This is a genomic window from Pseudomonas sp. FG43 (assembly GCF_057809175.1).
This window is the reverse complement of sequence record NZ_JBMDJL010000022.1, coordinates 65,536-84,409: the sequence shown is the minus strand read 5'-3', so window position 1 is coordinate 84,409 and position 18,874 is coordinate 65,536. Positions and strand designations below refer to the sequence as shown.

18 protein-coding genes are annotated in these 18,874 nt (G+C 58.3%); 10 read left to right on the top strand and 8 right to left on the bottom strand.

The features are described 5' to 3' along the window. Nucleotides 1-39: 39 nt before the first annotated feature. Nucleotides 40-858, bottom strand: coding sequence for a lipid II-degrading bacteriocin (locus tag ACODS3_RS22230; RefSeq protein WP_122320506.1), 819 nt, complete (start codon nt 856-858; stop codon nt 40-42). A gap of 336 nt (nt 859-1,194) precedes the next feature. Here ACODS3_RS22230 and estP point away from each other — a divergent pair, with 336 nt between their 5' ends. Then, nucleotides 1,195-3,123: an esterase EstP gene (gene estP / locus ACODS3_RS22225; RefSeq protein WP_489036293.1), complete on the top strand. Its 1,929-nt coding sequence runs from the start codon at nt 1,195-1,197 to the stop codon at nt 3,121-3,123. A gap of 127 nt (nt 3,124-3,250) precedes the next feature. Here estP and ACODS3_RS22220 read toward each other — a convergent pair whose 3' ends face one another. After that, nucleotides 3,251-4,528: an acetyl-CoA C-acetyltransferase gene (locus ACODS3_RS22220; protein WP_122320504.1), complete on the bottom strand. Its 1,278-nt coding sequence runs from the start codon at nt 4,526-4,528 to the stop codon at nt 3,251-3,253. Between the two features lie 120 nt (nt 4,529-4,648). Here ACODS3_RS22220 and ACODS3_RS22215 point away from each other — a divergent pair, with 120 nt between their 5' ends. The 7 genes from ACODS3_RS22215 to ACODS3_RS22185 all read left to right on the top strand — a co-directional run bounded on the left by ACODS3_RS22215 (nt 4,649) and on the right by ACODS3_RS22185 (nt 11,395). Then, a complete protein-coding gene (locus ACODS3_RS22215) occupies nt 4,649-6,004 on the top strand; it encodes a 3-oxoacyl-ACP reductase (RefSeq protein ID WP_122320503.1) in 1,356 nt (451 codons plus the stop codon). 27 nt (nt 6,005-6,031) lie between these two features. After that, entirely contained in the window at nt 6,032-6,883 is an 852-nt protein-coding gene (locus tag ACODS3_RS22210; protein WP_183143742.1) for a MaoC family dehydratase, read from the top strand. A gap of 71 nt (nt 6,884-6,954) precedes the next feature. Then, nucleotides 6,955-7,260, top strand: a complete 306-nt coding sequence (locus ACODS3_RS22205; protein WP_201004898.1) for a MazG-like family protein — start codon at nt 6,955-6,957, stop codon at nt 7,258-7,260. Then, nucleotides 7,257-8,006, top strand: coding sequence for a methyltransferase (locus ACODS3_RS22200; protein WP_122320500.1), 750 nt, complete (start codon nt 7,257-7,259; stop codon nt 8,004-8,006). The genes ACODS3_RS22205 and ACODS3_RS22200 overlap by 4 nt, the downstream gene beginning before the upstream one ends. Nucleotides 8,007-8,024: 18 nt before the next feature. Next, the gene (locus tag ACODS3_RS22195; protein WP_201020370.1) at nt 8,025-8,651 is read left to right on the top strand and encodes a DUF4136 domain-containing protein; all 627 of its coding nucleotides are present in this window, start codon (nt 8,025-8,027) and stop codon (nt 8,649-8,651) included. A gap of 18 nt (nt 8,652-8,669) precedes the next feature. Then, nucleotides 8,670-9,233 (top strand): DUF4136 domain-containing protein, encoded by a 564-nt coding sequence (locus ACODS3_RS22190; RefSeq protein WP_489036289.1) that lies wholly within the window; start codon nt 8,670-8,672, stop codon nt 9,231-9,233. A 116-nt stretch (nt 9,234-9,349) separates the two neighbouring features. Beyond that, nucleotides 9,350-11,395 carry a pilus assembly protein TadG-related protein gene (locus ACODS3_RS22185; RefSeq protein WP_489036287.1) on the top strand — a complete coding sequence of 682 codons (2,046 nt, stop codon included), beginning with the start codon at nt 9,350-9,352 and terminating at the stop codon, nt 11,393-11,395. Here the strand turns inward: ACODS3_RS22185 and ACODS3_RS22180 are convergent. Beyond that, a complete protein-coding gene (locus tag ACODS3_RS22180; protein ID WP_201020367.1) occupies nt 11,392-14,160 on the bottom strand; it encodes a PAS domain-containing sensor histidine kinase in 2,769 nt (922 codons plus the stop codon). The genes ACODS3_RS22185 and ACODS3_RS22180 overlap by 4 nt on opposite strands. Further along, the gene (locus ACODS3_RS22175) at nt 14,150-14,605 is read right to left on the bottom strand and encodes a TadE/TadG family type IV pilus assembly protein (protein WP_201020366.1); all 456 of its coding nucleotides are present in this window, start codon (nt 14,603-14,605) and stop codon (nt 14,150-14,152) included. Before ACODS3_RS22175 ends, ACODS3_RS22180 begins: the two co-directional genes overlap by 11 nt. A gap of 76 nt (nt 14,606-14,681) precedes the next feature. Here ACODS3_RS22175 and ACODS3_RS22170 point away from each other — a divergent pair, with 76 nt between their 5' ends. Together ACODS3_RS22170 and ACODS3_RS22165 are read left to right on the top strand one after the other, a co-directional pair. After that, a complete protein-coding gene (locus ACODS3_RS22170; protein WP_201020365.1) occupies nt 14,682-15,152 on the top strand; it encodes a prepilin peptidase in 471 nt (156 codons plus the stop codon). Between the two features lie 125 nt (nt 15,153-15,277). Beyond that, nucleotides 15,278-16,018: a response regulator transcription factor gene (locus tag ACODS3_RS22165; RefSeq protein WP_304575971.1), complete on the top strand. Its 741-nt coding sequence runs from the start codon at nt 15,278-15,280 to the stop codon at nt 16,016-16,018. Nucleotides 16,019-16,067: 49 nt separating this feature from the next. Here ACODS3_RS22165 and ACODS3_RS22160 read toward each other — a convergent pair whose 3' ends face one another. Genes ACODS3_RS22160 through ACODS3_RS22145 form a run of 4 tightly spaced genes read right to left on the bottom strand, consistent with a single transcriptional unit; the run spans nt 16,068 to nt 18,864 of the window. After that, on the bottom strand, nt 16,068-16,340 hold the full coding sequence (locus ACODS3_RS22160) for a DUF3613 domain-containing protein (RefSeq protein ID WP_304575972.1): 273 nt from the start codon (nt 16,338-16,340) through the stop codon (nt 16,068-16,070). Beyond that, nucleotides 16,337-17,062, bottom strand: coding sequence for a tetratricopeptide repeat protein (locus ACODS3_RS22155; RefSeq protein ID WP_304575973.1), 726 nt, complete (start codon nt 17,060-17,062; stop codon nt 16,337-16,339). Before ACODS3_RS22155 ends, ACODS3_RS22160 begins: the two co-directional genes overlap by 4 nt. A 28-nt stretch (nt 17,063-17,090) precedes the next feature. Continuing rightward, nucleotides 17,091-17,978, bottom strand: coding sequence for a type II secretion system F family protein (locus ACODS3_RS22150; protein ID WP_489036283.1), 888 nt, complete (start codon nt 17,976-17,978; stop codon nt 17,091-17,093). A gap of 1 nt (nt 17,979) precedes the next feature. Continuing rightward, a complete protein-coding gene (locus tag ACODS3_RS22145) occupies nt 17,980-18,864 on the bottom strand; it encodes a type II secretion system F family protein (protein WP_201020360.1) in 885 nt (294 codons plus the stop codon). Nucleotides 18,865-18,874: the final 10 nt, after the last annotated feature.

Genomic DNA, 18,874 nt, shown 5'->3' with positions numbered 1-18,874 from the left:
CAAGCGCTTCCAAAAGAAAACTCCATCACAGTCCAGACTTTATTGATTTGAATAGCTTATAGGAATAGAACCTGGCATTTTTATTTCATAAGGCACTGCACCGGATACGCGCTCCATTTCCCTTAAATTTTTAGTAGCTCGTTCATCAAAGTCATTACGATGCTGGCTTCGATTAGCATCATACACATCATTATATGCCCGAACCTCACCCACAAAGCTAATCACTCCAGATGCTGTATGTATTACCTCACCCGTGATACGTATTGTAATAGATCCTAGATACATACGAGCAGTAAACGAGTCCTGCCCGGTATAGTAAGGCACGGTCAGATCAACTGAGGTTTTTCCGATACGGGCAGTCCTGATGATTGCCATCAAATCGGGAATCTTATCAGCAGCAGGCTTAATACCCGTGCGATTCAACGGCACAGTGGCTGGAGTTCCTTCAGCTTGAAGAAAATGCATCAAGGCTTTAATGGGTGTAAAAATCCCACCGGAAAACTCAGGTGTCGCCAAGGCCTGCGCTTTCTTTCTCAGCCCATCACTTCGTCCAGCGGCCAAGGCATCCTCATTAGAAACACCAGGATTAACAGTCTTAATAAAATCGGCATAAGCAACCGAATGAAAATCATCCGCCATCATACCTGCCAAGCAATAAGGCGGTCGATTAGACGCTATCATTTTCAACTGACTGTTAACGATCGACCACCAATTACCAGCTAAATATGCAACATCTCTTTGAGCACGCGCTTGCATCAGCGCCTGCATTCCGCCCATTAGCGGGTTAATTCGTGTAACGCCCGAAACAGTGCCATAGTCATCTGGATACACATAGATATTGGGTAGCTCTACAGTCATATCACACCTTTGAAATCATAAATTTTTCAATATACATACTTACACCACCAAAACAGCAGGAAGCATTGCTATGCACTGAACAGCACTCCCAAGCCTCAAAGGTGTTACATGGTTATGGGTAAATATTGCGAAAAACCTGTATATGAGCCGCCTACATTTCTATTGTCAGCATCATCTTGAGCGGTAGCTCCCAACCTCTGTAACCCCTCGGACACAGACCTATCAATCCTTTCGATCGGTTCTACCACCGCTGGGCGGTAAGTTCTTTTAGTTCTGGAAGTGACGGGGATGCTTGCTAGGGTCCCTACAGGCAGAACAATAAAAAGGGCTTTTTTCATGACCGAAACATCACTGCGTCGGCCTCTGGCAGCATGCTTGCTCACTCTGGCCTGCACCTCGACATTCGCGGCTCCAGCCCCTTACTCCACGATGGTCGTGTTTGGCGACAGCCTGGCCGATGCGGGGCAGTTTCCGGATCAGGACGGGCCGCCCGGAGCAACGTTGCGCTTTACCAATCGCGTGGGGCCTACCTATCAGGACGGCAGCGGCGAGCTTGTCGGGCTGAACTCTTCGACTCTGCTGGGCATGCTGCTCAATGTTCCTGCCCGCGATCTGGGCGCATCCACCTCGGCAGTGAATGCGGCACAGGGAATACCGGACGGTAATAACTGGGCAGTGGGAGGTGATCGCACGGACCAGATCTACGATGCCATCACCTCTGAATCCCGCGTGGTCGATCCCAATACCGGCACCGTGCTACGAACCCGGACCGGCTATCTGCCCGGCAACAATTTTCAAGCGGACCCGAACGCGCTGTATTACCTGACAGGTGGCGGTAATGACTTCTTGCAAGGCCGCGTACTGAGCAGCGGTGACGCTGCGGATTCTGCCGACAATCTGGCTGACAGCGTACAGGCCCTGCAACAGGCAGGGGCCCGCTACATCATGGTCTGGCTGCTGCCGGACATTGGCCAGACACCCTTGCTGAGCGGGACCATCCTGCAGCCACTGACGTCTGCACTCAGCTCCGACTTCAACGAGCAACTGGTCAGTCGTCTGGAACAGATCGATGCACAGATCATCCCGCTCAATGTGCCCCTCTTTATCAGTGAGACCCTGGCCGATCCCGGTCGCTTCGGCTTCGCAGCCGACCAGGATCTGGTAGGAACCTGTTTCAACGGCGCAGGCTGCGATGAAAACAGCACCTATGGTCTGGACAGCGCTACGCCGGACCCGAACCGGCTGTTCTTCAATGATCGGGTCCACCCGACCGTTGCAGCTCAGCGCCTGTTTGCCGACTACGCCTATTCGTTGCTGGCTGCCCCTTGGGAAATCACTCTGCTGCCGGAAATGGCCAATGGCACATTACGCGCCCAACAGGATGAACTCCGCGCCCAGTGGCTCAACGACTGGGGCAATTGGCAAGGTGTTGGCCAGTGGCGCAGCATCCTTGCCGCAGGCGGTCAGAAGATCGACTTCGATGCCCAGAACACCTCAGCCCAGGCGGATGGCCACGGCTATAACCTGACCCTCGGAGGCAGCTACCGTTTCGCCGAACACTGGCGTGCCGGGCTGGTTGCCGGGGCTTATCGGCAAAACCTGGAGGCAGGCGCACAGGATTCGCAATACAGGCTCAACAGCTACATTGCGACGGCCTTTGTGCAATATCAGGCCAATCACTGGTGGGGAGACCTGGCAGCTTCTGGCGGGCATCTGGATTACGACAAGGCCGAGCGCAAGTTCGCTCTGGGCGTCAGCGAAGGGCAGGAAAAGGGCGACACCGATGGCAAGCTCTGGGCTGCAAGTGCGCGCCTTGGTTTTGATATTGCGGGGGCCGCGAGCCGCTGGCACCTGTCGCCCTTTATCAGCGCCGATTACGCTCATATCGATGTGAACGGCTACTCGGAGCAAGGCAACCGCTCGACTGCCTTGACCTTCAGTGATCAGACCCGCAAATCCCGGCGCGCAGGCGTTGGCTTGCAGACCGCATTCGAGCTGACGTCTTCGACCCGGATATGGGGCGAGTTCGCTCATGAACGGGAGTTTGAAACGGACCGGCAGAACGTGACCATGGCACTGAACAGCCTGCCAAGCCTTGACTTCACCCTTGAAGGCTACACGCCACAACGTAACCTCAACCGCGCCAGTCTGGGCCTGAGCCAGAAACTGACTCGCGACCTGACCCTGCGAGCAGATTACAACTGGCGCAAGAACGATGACACGACTCATCAGGGTGTCAGCGTGGCATTGAGCCTGGACTTTTGAGGCCTTAAATCCGTGGGAGGGGCTTTGGCCGCGACAGCAGTTGAAGGCGCTGAAAATGTGTTGCCTTTCAGTTGTGTCGTCGCGGCCAAGGCCCTTCCCACTTCATGAGATGTACGCCTGACCTGTTTCAGCGTTCCAGAATCGCGGTAACGCCCTGCCCGCCCGCTGCGCAGATCGAGATCAGACCGCGCCCCTGGCCTGCAACCGCCAGCAGTTTGGCCAGGTTGGCAACGATCCGGCCACCCGTTGCAGCAAAGGGGTGGCCGGCCGCCAATGAACTGCCCTTGATATTGATCTTGCTGCGGTCGATGGAACCCAATGGCGCCTCAAGTCCCAGGCGGGTCTTGCAGTATTCGGGATCTTCCCAGGCCTTGAGCGTACAGAGCACCTGAGCCGCGAAAGCCTCGTGAATTTCGTAGTAATCGAAATCCTGCAGCGTCAAACCGTTGCGTGCCAGCAGACGCGGCACCGCATAGGCAGGAGCCATCAGCAGGCCTTCTTCGCCATTGACGAAATTCACGGCTGCCGTTTCGCCATCGCGTAAATACGCCAACACTGGCAGACCCCGCTCTTTGGCCCACTCTTCACTGGCCAGCAGCACCAGCGAAGCGCCATCGGTGAGCGGTGTCGAGTTGCCAGCCGTCAATGTACCCTTGGCGCTGCGCTCGAATGCGGGTTTGAGGCTCGCCAGCTTTTCCAGCGTCAGGTCAGGACGAAGGTTGTTATCACGGGTCAGCCCCAGATAAGGCGTCACCAGATCGTTCTGCCAACCATCTGCATAAGCGGCTGCCATTTTCAGATGACTCTCCAGCGCCAGTTGATCCTGAGCGTCGCGCTCGATCCCCCAATGCTGTGCCATCAGTTCGCAATGCTGGCCCATGGACAAACCTGTGCGCGGTTCGCCGTTACGAGGCAGCTCCGGCTTGAGGTGCTGGGGCCTCAATTTCAGGAGGGCCTTGAGCTTGTCGGCGCCGGTCTTGCTGCGATTGATCTGCAACAGGATATTACGCAGCTCTTCATTGACGCCTATCGGCGCATCGGACGTGGTATCCACGCCTCCGGCAATGCCGCATTCGATCTGTCCCAACGCAATCTTGTTGGCCACCAGCAAGGCAGATTCAAGGCCGGTGCCACAGGCCTGCTGTAAATCGTAAGCAGGTGTTTGCGCCGACAGACGCGAACCCAGCACGCATTCACGGGTCAGGTTGAAGTCCCGGGAGTGCTTGAGCACCGCTCCGGCAACCACCTCGCCCATACGCAGGCCATGCAGGTTGAACCGCTCTATCAGGCCCTCCAGCGCAGCTGTCAGCATGTCTTGATTACTGGCAGTGGCATAGGCGCCGCTTGAGCGGGCAAATGGAATCCGGTTACCGCCGATGATGGCGACACGACGTAGCTGCGTCATGAAAAACTTCCTTTTCTTCAAGCATTGTCTGGGCGGGTGATGAACAGCGTGCTGAAACAAGAACAAATGTCGCTTCAGTGTGGTCCATGTCTTTGAACCCCGATTCAAGGAGAGTGTTCCATGTCGTCAGATCGCTACATAAATTTCGCCAATTCCGACATGGGTCGTCGCTTGGTGAAAGCCGTAGGTCTTCCGAGCCCGACGCATCTGGAGCGTTGGCAAGCCGGACGCTTGCGGCCTGTAGAGGGAACGCTGCTGATCAGCGCCGGGCCACTGGCGGATCACATCAGACTGTTCGCACAACGCCTGACCGACTCGCTCTACAGCTTTGGCAGCGATATCCCCGGCGCAACAGCCTGGGCCGCCGAACAAGGCCCGAAACTCAAGGCCGTGGTATTTGACGCCAGCGTGCTCGTACACGCTGAACAGCTCAAACAGTTACGGGATTTCTTTCAGCCGCTGCTGCGCAATCTGGATCAATGCGCCCATGTGGTGATCCTCGGGCGTGCCCCCGCGACACTTGAAGACCCTCTGGCAGCCAGTACCCAGCAGGCCGTTGAAGGCTTCAGCCGTTCACTGGCCAAGGAAATGCGCAACGGCAGCACCGTTCAACTGTTACAGGTGGACGAAGGGGCTGAAGACCAACTGGAAGGCGCGCTGCGCTTTTTCCTGTCCCCCAAGAGCGCATTCATCTCGGGGCAGGTCATCCATCTGAGCCCGAACACCGCACAGGTTCAGGACTGGAGCCGCCCCTTGGCCGGGCGCAAGGCGGTAGTCACGGGTGCCGCGCGCGGAATAGGCGCTGCGATTGCCGAAACCCTCACCCGCGATGGCGCCGATGTCGTGCTGCTGGATGTGCCGCAGGCTCGGGCAGATCTGGAGGCCCTGGCTGCAAGGCTCGGCGGGCAAGCGCTGGCGCTGGATATCTGCAGCCCGGATGCCGCCGTCCAGTTGCAGGAGCATCTGCAAGGTGGCCTCGACATTCTGGTGCATAACGCCGGTATCACCCGCGACAAGACCCTGGCCAACATGTCGGCGGATTTCTGGGACTCGGTATTGGCGGTCAACCTCGAAGCCCCGCAGGCACTGACTCAGGCATTGCTGGATAACGGCACCCTGAACGACAACGCACGAGTGGTATTGATGTCGTCTACCAGCGGGCTGGCCGGCAATCGCGGACAAACCAATTACAGCGCCAGCAAGGCTGGCCTGATCGGTTTTGCCCGGGCCATGGCTCCGTCGCTCAGGCAGCGCGGTATCAGCATCAATGCCGTAGCACCCGGTTTTATCGAAACCCGTATGACCGCCGAAATGCCTTTCACCTTGCGTGAAGCAGGTCGACGCATGAGTTCTCTTGGCCAGGGCGGCTTGCCGCAGGACGTCGCCGAAGCCGTTGCCTGGCTGAGCCAGCCGGGTAGCGGCGCGGTGACCGGCCAGGTCTTGCGTGTCTGTGGTCAAAGTGTGATTGGGGCTTGAGCCCGCATTCGTTCAAGGAGATGGATAATGACTGCTCACTGGCGCTACCTGGACTCCCTGCAAACTCTGCCCAACCTGTTCATGCAGGCGGCATTGAGACGCAAGGTCACCGGGACGCAACTACCTGATGTGGGTCTGCGCAGCTGGATGTCGGTGGACGCCGACAAGCTGGCAGCCTATCGCAGTGTCTGTGGCTTCAAGGATGACAGCCTCCTGCCACCCACTTACCCGCATGTCCTCGCCTTTGCGTTACAGATGCAGTTGATGACCTCACGGGAGTTTCCCTTCCCGCTGCTGGGCCTGATCCACATCACCAACCGCATCAGAGTTCATCGCCCGCTCGGCGGCGTCAGCCAGTTGTATATCAGTGTCCAGGCGACAAACCTGCAACCCCATGCCAAAGGCGCGACATTTACTCTGATCACTCAGGTTGAAGACGGCCTTGGGCTGCTCTGGGATGAAGAAAGCACCATGCTCTGCAAGGGCGTGAAACTGGAAGGCGAGATCAGCGGCGATTTCGAGCCTGCCCCCATGGCAATGAGCGAACTGGCACGCTGGCACGCCTCATCACTTATCGGCAGGCAATACGCCAAGGTGTCCGGCGATTACAACCCGATTCATCTGAGTGCGCCCAGCGCCAGGCTGTTCGGTTTCCCCAAAGCCATCGCTCATGGCATGTGGCTCAAAGCCCAGACACTGGCGACCCTGGACGACCATTTGCCCGCGTCGAACGTTGAGGTCAGCGTGCAGTTCCAGAAACCTATCCGCCTGCCCAGCGATGTAGTGCTGTCAGCCAGCGCAGCCGGTTCCCATGGTCAACTGCGGGTCGAGGGCGAACAAGGCATCGTACACATGATCGGAAGCTGGCAACCGCTGTAGGTGAATTCATTCGCGAATGACTTGCCTGAAGCCCCGTTCCCCCTGAAGCTATGCGCCTTCAGGAGAGCATCATGAACCTCGACGAGTTGACCCGGCGTCTGCACCGCATTCGCGATCAGAACGACTGGAAACAGTTTCACAGCCCCAAGAACCTGGCCATGGCCGCCAGCGTGGAAATGGCCGAGCTGGTAGAAATCTTCCAATGGCTGCGCGAAGACCAGTCTCGGGAATTGCCACCCGAGAAACTGGCCCATGCCGGGCAGGAAGTAGGCGATATCGTTCTTTATCTGCTGCTTCTGTGCAGCGAGCTTGGCCTGGACATGGAAGATGTCGTGCGCAGCAAGCTGGCCGACAGCGAGCGGAGATTCGCCAAGTGAGTGATCGTCATTTCGACCAGTTGGCCACCCGCTTCGCGGAAAAGATCTACGGCGGCGCCAAAGGTGCCATTCGTCTTGCGGTGCTGCAGGCCGACCTTGCCGAGACGCTGCCCGAGCGGCCTCTGCGCGTTCTGGATATCGGCGCCGGGCTTGGGCATATGTCGTTATGGCTGGCGGAACGTGGCCATGAAGTCACCCTGGCCGAACCAGCCGGGCCGATGCTCGAAGGCGCGCGCCAGCGTTTTGCCGATGCCGGGCAAAGCGCGACGTTCATTCAGTCGCCCTGGCAGGATATACCGGAGCAACTGAGCGAGCCTTATGACCTGGTATTGTGCCATGCCGTGCTGGAATGGCTGGCAGAACCTCATGCCATCCTGCCAGTACTGCATCGACTGACCAAGGCCGATGGCTGGTTATCGCTGGCATTCTATAATCGTGATGCGCTGATTTATCGAAATTTGCTCAAGGGGCATTTTCGCAAGATGCGCAAGAACGACATGGCTGGCGAAAAACAGAGCCTGACCCCGCAACAGCCCCTCGACCCAAGGGAATTGGAAACGCAACTTGAAGGCCTGTGGCAGGTCGAAACCCGCAGTGGCGTGCGAGTGTTTCACGATTACATGCCGGTTGAATTTCAGGCCCGGGCCGAGCTTGAGGACCTGCTGGAAATGGAACTGGCTCACCGACGCCATCCGGGCTTTGCAGGTTTGGGTCGTTACCTGCACTGGATATGCCGTCCGGTCTGAAACCACGCGGAGATCATCATGAAACGCCGCCTCGCCTTGATCGCCATCTGCCTGAGCGTGAGTGCCTGCCAAAGCGACAACCCGTATGTCGCCAGCTCCGCACCCATGCCACCCGCTCCGCCGCAAGCGGCCAACACACTGGACATGAGCGCCTATCCGGCAGCGCCACGAGATTATGGCCGCTATCGAAACTGGGCCTGGCTCAACGGGCATCTGCCGCCGGGCACGGCGTGGATGGATTCGGCACAGGTCGCCGATGCGGTCAGCAATGGCCTGGATCAACGCGGGCTGCGGCCTAACCGCAACGGCCAACCGGCAGACGTCTATGTCAGCGCCTCGATTCGCCAGGAAACCCGAATGCGTCAGGTGCGTGAAGACTATTCAGACCCGTACTATGGCGGCGGCGTGGGCTATGGCCGCTACAACGGTTATCGTAATGGCTACGGCGGTTATGCCAGCGTCCCCATCGTGCGTACCTATCAGGAAAAAGTGATGGTGGTGCAGATCAACCTGTTCGATGCCCGCACCGGCCAGCCGGTCTGGAGTGCCAGCGCGGACACCACAAGCGGCGTCGATGAAGCCTCGCGCAGCAAAGCATTGCGTCAGGCGGTGCAACAAGCCTTGACGGCGTATCCCCCTTCGTAACCCTTTCGGAGAACTGCCATGTTTCGCCGCCTAGCCTTGCTGTCACTGGCCGTACTACTCACAGCCTGCCAGACCAATCAGATCAATCGTGACTTCGATGCCCAACGGGATTTCGGCGGCTATCGCAGCTGGAGCTGGAAAGAGCCAGGCGTGCAATATCAACCCGAAGATCCACGCATCAAGAGCGACCTCACCGAACAGCGCATCCGCCAGTCGATCAGCGACCAACTGGACCAGCGCGGCCTGCGCATGGCACCAGGCGGTGCCCATGCCGATCTGCGGGTGCAAGCCTGGTTGATCGTCGAAAACCGCCAGCAACTGGTCAGCACCAATAACAATGCCGGTTGGGGACCGTGGGGCGGTTATGGCTATTGGGGCGGCCCGTTCCCCACAGAAACCCGAAGCGTGGATTACAAGGTCACGACCCTGCAGATCGACCTGTTCGACGGCAAGGACGGCAAACTGGTCTGGCGCGGCAGCACCGAACGTATCCTGAGCGAAAACGCCGCCAACCCAAGCGCCCGCGATACCGCCGTGCGCAATACCGTGGCCAGAATCCTGGAGCAGTATCCGCCGCGCTGATACGTCTTCGCGGATGAATCCGCACACTCAGAGAACCATCCGGCAGCCTCCCCGGGCCTTGTCTACACTCCTTTGCACACAGGCGAGTGAGCGACGGCTTGGCCGAAGGAGTGCTGATGTCTCCCCTGAATCGTTATGTCGCGTTACCGGCACGGCAACAAGGCGCCATTAGCTTGCTGGCTGCATTGACCCTGGGTATTGCCCTGTTATGCACGCTGCTTGTCATCGACAGCGGCAGGCTGTATCTGGAAAAGCGTTCACTGCAGCGTGTAGCGGACATGGCGGCACTGGAGGCGGCCAGCCGCAAAGGCACCTGCACCTCAGGAACAAGTGCTTCCACCTACGCCAATCAGAGCGCCACCCGCAACAGTTTCGTGGTGGGCAGCGACAGCCGCACGCTGACGGTCAACTGCGGCACCCTGGCGCTGGACGTCAACAGCCGGCGCACCTTTACCGCCGATGCAACCAAGCCCGAAGCCATCAAGGTCGTCGCCACTCATGCCGTCCCCCGAAGCATCGCGGCGGGCATCGCGGCGCTGTTCGACAGCACACCGACTCCGGCAAACATTCAACTCAGTGCAACAGCGGTTGCAGCAAGCACACCGCCCCTGGCGGCATTGACCATCCGCAGCGCCGCAATGACCATCGACAGCGCCAAGGCAGCGCTCCTCAACCCTGTTATCGGTAGCCTGCTGGGCGGAACACTGAACCTCAGCGTCGCCAACTGGCAAGGAATCGCAGGCACCGAACTGAGCGTGCTCAACTACCTCAACCGGCTCAAGACCGACCTGAGCATCAACGCCGTGGGCTACACCGATGTGCTGAACACGAATGTCGCTGTCAGCCAGTTGATCCAGACGGCGATCAATGTGCTGGACCCTGCCGGAACCTTGAGCGCTACTGCGACCATAAGCGGCCTGCGAGCCTTGAAGATTGCGGCTGGCGCGACCACGGTGCTGCTGGGTGATTTGCTGTCGGTGCAGGGCAGTACGGATATCGCAGCGCTCAATACCAACCTGCGCCTGTTCGATCTGGTGCAAGGTGTCGCGCAACTGGCCAATGACAAGAACGGCATTTCGGCTGCTGCACAGATCAACCTGGCCGGGCTGGCGCAAGTCACGACCAGGGTTCAGGTAGTCGAGCCACCACAACTGTCGGCCATTGGCGACCCGAGCAAGATCGATCCGCTCAACCCCAGGACCGGAGCGAACAGACTCTATGTCCGCACTGCCCAGATGCGGGCACTGGTTTCGATCAATCTGCCAGTGCTCGGGGCGATCACTCCGCTGGTCAATACCGCCACGTCGCTGGTCAGCAGCCTCACCCCGGTCATCAACAGCGCCCTGAGCCTGAACCTCGCCGGGCTGCTGGGCTCGACCACATGCGCCATCGGCCTGACCAGTTGCATGGTTTCGGACATAAAACTGCTGACTTCAAGTTCATCCTCAAGCGCCGGCCCCAGAATCGATATCAGCATTTCAATGGCCAGCGCTGACACCTATGTCACCGGCTATACCTGCACCAGCAACACCAACAAGACGTTGACCGTTCATACCGATACGGCGTTGATCAGCACCAAGATCGGCCTGATCGACAGCGCAGGAGCCTTTCCAGCCAGCACCGACCCTTCCGCAATTACCGCCATCCCCATCCCAGTGATCGATATCGGCACCCAGACCTGTCAGAAAATTCTTGGCTTGCTGGGCAGTTGCACCACACGAGTACCCTTTGGCGGTGGAGGCGTCGGGATCAGTTTTGATCCTGTCAGCCAGTCGCCACTGGGAGGAAGTTCGTCCTCGACCAACAGCACCTTCAGTTCACCCAATCTTCCGGAAGTCAGCAGTTCGCCCTACTTTCCTCTAGACCCTGCAGCCGCGGTTCTGCCCAGCACATTGCTCGACGGCGTCATCTCAGGGGCAAAGGTCAGTGTCTACAAGCCCTCGACTACCAGCCCCAATGGCCTGGGTAACGTGATAACCGGAGCGGCGTCCATGCTGGCGGCCATTACCACCAGCCTGGACGGAATTGTCGCCAGTACCCTCAGGCCCTTGCTGACATCTGTGGTAGATCCGCTGATCGACGCGCTGGGCCTCAGCCTGTCGCCCGCCGAGGTGGGCGGCAACCTCAGTTGCAACTTCGGTCAGGCCACACTGGTCATTTAGGAGTGCTTGAAAATAGGTAACTCGATCTGGAACCTGGCACCCTCATCGACATTGCTGACACTCAGTTGCCCACCCATCTGATCGACGATGCCATAGCTGACAGACAAGCCCAGGCCGGTGCCGACACCCACCGGCTTGGTGGTGAAGAACGGCTCGAAAATACGCTCCAGCAGACGCGGGTCGATACCGCCACCGTTGTCTTGAACCGACAGGCGAATGATGTTCTCGTCCTCTTCCACCTCAAGACCGATCCAGGGCTCGAAGTCGCGGTCCTTTTCCCGACGCGAAAGCAAGGCGTCCCGGGCGTTGACCATCAGATTGATCAGCACTTGCTCCAGTTGATCCACATGCCCGCGTACTTGCACTGACGCGCACATTTCACCGATACGGATCTGCACGCCCTTGCCCTTCATGCCCTCAGAGAGCATCGAGATGGTGCCTTCCACGGCCTGAATCGGATTGAACAGTTGCTCTTCGATCTCGGAGCGGCGTCCAAATACCCGCATATGATCCACCACACGGGCTGCGCGCTGAACCTGGGTGTCGATGCGATTGAGCTTTTCGGTGAGGTAGTCGATATCGATATCGCCCTTGCCCAGACGCTTGAGAACGTTGACCACCGCCATGCGCATGACATTGAGCGGCTGGTTGATCTCGTGTGCCAGACCGGTCGCCATCTCGCCCAGCGTCGCCATTTTCGCACTCTGGTTCAGTTGCATCCGAGAGCGGCGCACATCGGTGTTATCGCGCCCGACCGCCTGGATCTCGATCAGCTTACCCTCTTCATCGAACACGCCCCGGTCGGCCCATACCCACCAGGCATATTCCCGTCCGGGCAGCTCGATGCAGATTTCCTCTGTACTCATGGGCGCTTCAGGGGTCAGCAGAGCAATACGCTTTTTGAAGGCTTCACGTTGCTCATCCGAGAGCCAGTCCCCCAGGTTGATGCCCGTCAGTTGCTCCGGCGTACACTCCATGTAATTGGCCAATGGACGGTTGCCGAAGCTGAGTACCAGATCCGGGGTGTAACGGCAGATCATCGCCGGCGAGTCTTCCACCAGAATCCGGTAACGCTCCTCGCTCTTGCGCACCTGTTCGGCCGCCAGGGTGGCATCGGTGACGTCAAGCCACAGCCCCACAGCTTCCACGGGCATTCCGAGATCATCACGCAGCAACCGCGCCTCATCCAGCAGCCAGTGATAATCGCCCTTCTTGTCGCGCAGCCGGTAACGGCGGCTGACAAAGCCTTCGCGCAGTAACTGCCGGTTGCGATCGAACCAGATGTCCTGATCGTCGTGATGGATGTACCCGGCCAGTTGCCCGTCGACACACTCGGCCAATGTCCAGCCCAACAGAGGCTTGAGGCTGTCGCTGAAAAAGCTCGGTTCCAGATTGCCCTGGTCATAGCGCTGGACGTAGATCACCGCTGGCGAACTGGCGATCAGGTTATCCAGCCGCGCATGAGCCGCCGCCGCATTGGTTTCCTGATTCTTGATATCACTGACATCAAGCATGAAACCCAGCACGCGCTGTACCTGGCCACTGATCAGGGCCTGGCCCTGAATGCGAAACCAGATATTTTCCTGTGCAGGATCGGTCTGAAGCAGGCGCACACACAACAGCATCGGCGTGCCCTTGTCACGCAACTGGACAAGACGAGTGGATAACTCCTGCCGGTCGGCCGGATGAATCATCGCCAGCCAGTCCTGACGAGGCAGACGATCAACCCTGTCATTGAGGCGCAAACTGCGCGCCAGCTGCGGGGCCAGCAGAATCTCATCGCTGCTGGGCAGCAACTCCCACCAGCCGGTACCCAGCAGATCCTGAAGCACCGCCAGACGCTCGACATGGTGACGGTTATGCTGCTCCGACATACGGAACAGCACAGGCCCAGCCAGAGCCGAGCACAGGTTCAGCCACTCGCGTTCGCCCAGGTCCGGCGCTTGCTGCTGCGCGTTGTAGAAGCCGAACATCAACCAGGCCTTGGCAACGCTGTCACGGCTGTGAGGCATGACAAATCCATCGGCATTGCCGAAGGCACTTTGCAATTGCACCAGATCAGTACCGGCGCCAAACGCCAGTTGATGGCTGATATTGGCATCCAGCCTGTCCAGTTCAACGCCAAGCCGTTGCCCGACCTGCCATAACTCCGGCGCGGTATGAGCGTGGTATTGGGCATAGACTCGCCAGCCTATGCCGTTGATCTCCGGCAGCACCAATGCCACGCAGGGGATGTGCCAGAGCTGTGCCAGCTCCTCAAGCTGTTCGGCTACCACTGCGGCCAGCCGGTCAACGTTGCAAACCCGTATCCTTTCGGCTATCTGCCCGGCAATACGCAGGCATTGCTGACGACTGCGGGCGGCGCTGGCCTCCTCCATCAGGTCGCTGATGTCCATCAGTTGCAACAGCCAGTCCTTGCCGTGGGCCTGGACCCAGCCACGGGCATGCAGGGTGTGGGCATCTGCACTCTTGAAGTCCAGATCGAGCATGTGCCCCATCCAGTCCGACGGCACGCCTTCGATCACCAGGGCACTGTTGGGCAATAGCAGGCTCATCAGTCGCTGCATCGATACGTACTGGGCGGTGATTCCCAGACGCGAGAGCAAATGCGGGCTGACGCTCTGCACCCGCCCCTCGCCATCGAGCAGCAAATAGAGATCCGCGCCAATCGTTTCCGGCTCGACTGTCGCAGGCACGGGTTGCGGGGCGGCCGGCGTGTCGGAGCGGCCCAGCCAACGACTCAAACGTGTTTTATCAAGGGACAAGTTGCAAACTCGCTTGGGCAGAAAGGTTGGTCGGCAGGTTCGGAACTTCGCCGATTCCTGGCAGGGTCAACACCGGCAGAATTCTGGTCAGCTTGCTCTTGGGGTAGTGAATCCTCACCGTCAGGACGCCAGCCGTATAGCTCACGCTCATGTCGGAGGCAGTGAAACCCAGCGCGGCAGGCATCCAGGCCAGTTGGGTGGTCAGGACTGCACTGGCCTGGCTGACCAGCAAGGTGTCGTAGTTGGCGACCGTCGGGCTCAACGCCACACTTCGGCGCACCGCCTCGCTGACGGCAGCATTGAAAGACTGCACCATCAGCAATGGGAGGCTATAACTCACTACGCCATAGAAAACAGCAAAGAACACAACGAACACCACCGCAAACTCGATTGCAGCGGCGCCCTTCTGTTTTCGACGGGAGGATTTATGAAAGGCTGTTGGCATGTCGACGTCCACCCTGACATTTACTACCGTTAAGACAGCATAGGTTCTTTCAGGAAAACAGGATGTTTTTTATACAATGGAATTACTTTTCCTACTCGCCTGGTTCGCCATATGTGCGGAACAGGACGCCCGGCAACGACTGATATCCAACTGGCTGACATTAGGCGGTTTTACCCTCGCACTGGCTTATCTGTTGTACAGCGGCCATACATGGCTGGGGTTTGAATCTGCCGATGCTGGCTGGGCGCTTTTATTGGCGGTGGCGCTGACGCTACCCGGTTATGCCCTTGGCAGACTGGGCGCAGGCGATGTGAAGCTGCTGGCGGCGCTGGCTCTGGCGAGCAGCAGCCTGCACTTGCTGGGCACTTTTATCGGTGCGGGACTGGTCATGTTGATATGGTTGATCATTCGTCAAAAAGTCTGGCCCCTTATAGGACAGAGAGTTACGCAGCGTTATACCTACATGAATGCCGAAGCGACAAATAAACAACCCTTCTCGCCTTTCCTGTTCACAGGCTTTTTATTGACGGCTCTGTGCATCCACTAGTCGAATCACACCTTAGCGCTATGTACATAGCCGGAAAGTACGACTACGGTAAATCGTAAACCTTGTTTTGCTGATATGGACCGGGCATCTGTCAGTTGTTATGACTCGTCGGCATGGAGTAGCGAGTGAACAAGTATTCGACCGTCAAAGTTCTGGTTGTCGATGACCAGCCTCTTATCGTTGAAGAACTGAGCGATTTTCTCGGGAACAACGGCTATCACTGTATCCCTTGTCACTCAGGCAGCGAGGCCATCGAACAGTTTCGCAACGACGACAGCATCGGCATCGTGCTGTGCGATCTGGACATGCCGGGCATGAACGGAATCGAGATGGTCGAAGCCATGAAGCTGGTTGGCGGCAAGAAACACCTGTTTGAAGCCATCATGCTGACTGGCCTGGCCGAGAAGAAAGACGTGATCAAGGCTCTGCGTGCCGGGATCGCCGACTACTATCAGAAACCCGTCAATCTGGACGAGCTGCTTCAGGGTATCCAGACTCAGGAACTGGCCCTGCAAGAGCGGCAAAAGAATCTTCAGCAGTTGGGGCTGCTCAACGAAAAGCTCCAGTATCTGGCGGCCTCCATCGACGACTTGTACAAGAACCTGGATAAAAAACAGAGCACGCTGGAACAAGACAGCCTCGACGCCGAGAACAAGCTTTTCGCCCAGCTATCCCCCAGACAACTCGCTGTCGCCAGGCTGGTCAGCAAAGGCCAGACCAATTACCAGATCGCCTGCGAGCTGGGCATCACGGAAAACACCGTCAAACTTTATGTCTCGCAGGTTCTGCGCCTGACCCACATGCATAACCGCACCCAGTTGGCGCTGGCACTGTCACCGAATCGGCAACGAATATCAGCCATGTAGGAGCGAATTCATTCGCTCCTACCCGACTTTGAAGAAGGGCACGGGGCGATTATTTCCCGCCCGACGAGATACTTCCTCCCTTCTTCTGCTCATAAAAATCCGGGATCTCATGCTTGTAGGTTTCAAGCCAGCGTTGCAGGCTCAACTCGCGTTCGACGGGAGTGAGGGTTTGCGGAGTGGGCGAAGCCGCACTGCCACCAATCTGCAGTTGCAGCCAGGCCTCGGTCTGCTTCTGCGGAGCCGATGAAGGTCCTTCATCGATGGCCCATGCGTCTGCGCACAAGCCGAACAGCAGAATACCGCCGAAGATTATGCTCCTCATGGATGTGCCTCCTCTGATTGGTCACGCATGGCTGTTACCTGGCCATTCGAGATAGAACGGCTGGCAGCAGGCGTTTTCAGTTTTTCTGCCCGGACCTGCGCGTCACTGACCTGCTGTGCCGTCAGTCCTGCCCTGGAAGCCAGTTCTGCGGCCTGGGTCCAGTTATCCTGATAGATCAGCAGCGTGACCAGATTGGCGGCCGCCAGGGTGTCGGACTGCCGGAGTTCGATGGCGGTAAGGAACTGGAAGCGGGCCTGCTCCAGATTCAGCTGGTTGAGATAAACCACACCAAGATCGTTGCGGATTTTTTCATCGGTTGGCGCCAGTTTGCTGGCCCGGAGCAAATGCTGCTGCGCCTGGACATTGTCGCCACGAGACGCCGCCAGCTGCCCAAGACCATGCTCGCCTTGCGCAGCCCGGCAAGTGCCCAGCAGGCTGCGGTACAAAGGCTCGGCTTCGCGACTGCCCAGCAAGCGCAATACCCGTGCCTTTCGCAGCCGCACTTCATCAAGATTGTCGGGCAGGCTTTCCAGGTTGGCCAGGCTGGCATGCAAACGCCCTTCATCGGCCATGTTCTGTGCCAGATTCAGGGTGAACTCCTGGTCGGATGTCGGTTTGGGGCAAGTGCCCGTTCCGGCCGACGACTGCATCCAGGGCGCAGTGCCGTTGGTGGCGCATCCACCCAGCATCAAAAGCCCCACGAAGATCATCACTGCTTTCATTGCAACACGTCCTTCATCCATGCACGTTTCACCGGCCGCCCAAGGCATGACCGATGGCGGTAAATCCTGGCCCGGCCAGCACAATCAATAACGCCGGGAACAAAAAAACCATCATCACCACCGACATCTTGGCCGACAGTTTGGAGATGTATTCCTGCAAGCGCGTCAGGCGGCGGTCGTCGAGCAACTGCTTAAGGGCCAGCAAGGACCGCAAAGCCCCACCGCCCTGATGAATCAATTGATTGAGGATCACGCAGGTGTCGCTGAACTCGTCCACGGCCAGCAGGGCTGCGGACTTTCTCAACTCATCTCCCAGCTCCAGCCCGGAATCGACCCGCACCAGAATCACGCGGATTTCCTCGGACAGCACCGGCAGCAAGTCCTTGCCCTCGTTGCTCAGTACCCGCAGCGCCTGCTCCACAGCCATACCGGACTCGAAGAGGATGCGCAGCAGTGGAATGAAGGTCGAGATCTCTACCACCACTTGCTTCTGACGATGCTGGGCGAAGGCAGCCAGCGCCCGTTTAGGGATCAGATAACCCACACCAAACGCAAAGACCGGTGCAATAAAGGGCTGCTCGACAGAATTGAAAAACAGCACCTGGAGCAGAATGACCAGAACCAAAAGCCCGATGGGTACGCCAATCTGGCAAGCCGCATACAACGAACGCTTGCTGGCCCGACGCCAACCGATACGGTTGAGCAGGACCTGGGTTTCGTTATCAAGGCTGATCGAGCGCTGCCCAAGGCGTGTATCGCCCAACAAGCGCAGCCAACTGCCGATACGGCTTTCGCGCACCATCTGCCCCTTGAGACGCAAGGCGACCTGACGCTCGTTGCGGCGCTGGCGAGCCAGGTTGGACAGCAGCAACAAGGCTGCCGCCACAAACATCACCGCACTGATGGTCAGGCCCATTTCATACACTCCGCAACATGCGCCACAACGTCAGGCAACCCATCACCTGAAAGGAGAACGCGACAATCAGCATTCGCTGCCCGCCGCTGTCGTTCCACATGTGCATCAGGTAATTGGGATTGGTCAGCATGAAATAACCAACCATCGCAATGGGCAACAGCGCCAACACGATGGCGGTCATGCGCGTTTCGCCGGTCATGGCACGCAACTGACGGCCCGCCTGCTCGCGCTCGCGGATCAGCTTGATCAGGTTCTCCATCAGTTCGCTGGCATTGCCGCCATAGCGATGGTTGACCTTCAGCCCAAGCGCAAACAGGTGAAATTCATCGCGCTCGTACAGCTCGGCAAAATCCCGTGCAGCGTCGGGCAGGCTGACGCCCATTTGCACGTTTCGCTCGATCCGCAGCATGCCGTCGCGCAACGGCTGGTCCGCCGCCTCGATACCATGCAGCACCGCATCGGCCAGGGTCCGGCCTGATTTCAGGCTGCGTACGGTGTGATCGAGCATCTGCGGCAATTGCTCGATCATGCGCCGCACCCGCTTGCGATAACGCCAGGAAATAAACATGCGCAGCGTCAGTGGAGCGGCTACCAGCCCGACCCCGAAACCGAACCAGTCGCCCATGAGGTAACCCAGCAGTATCGATAGCGTCCATAAGGTAATCGCCAGGCCAATACGCTCTGTTGGCTTGCCCAGCCCGGCGCGCAAGAAGGCGCGTTCCAGCCATTCAATGCCGGGCTTTTCTTCGATCGCTATCGGCTGCCCAACCTGCAAGCGCTGCATCACTCGCTCGCTCGCCCCCCGATTCAGCGCCAGATAAAACATGTAGAGCGCAGCACCCAACAGCAGCACAAAAATGATCGCCAGAACCAGTGATGCTTTCATGGGGCAGCCT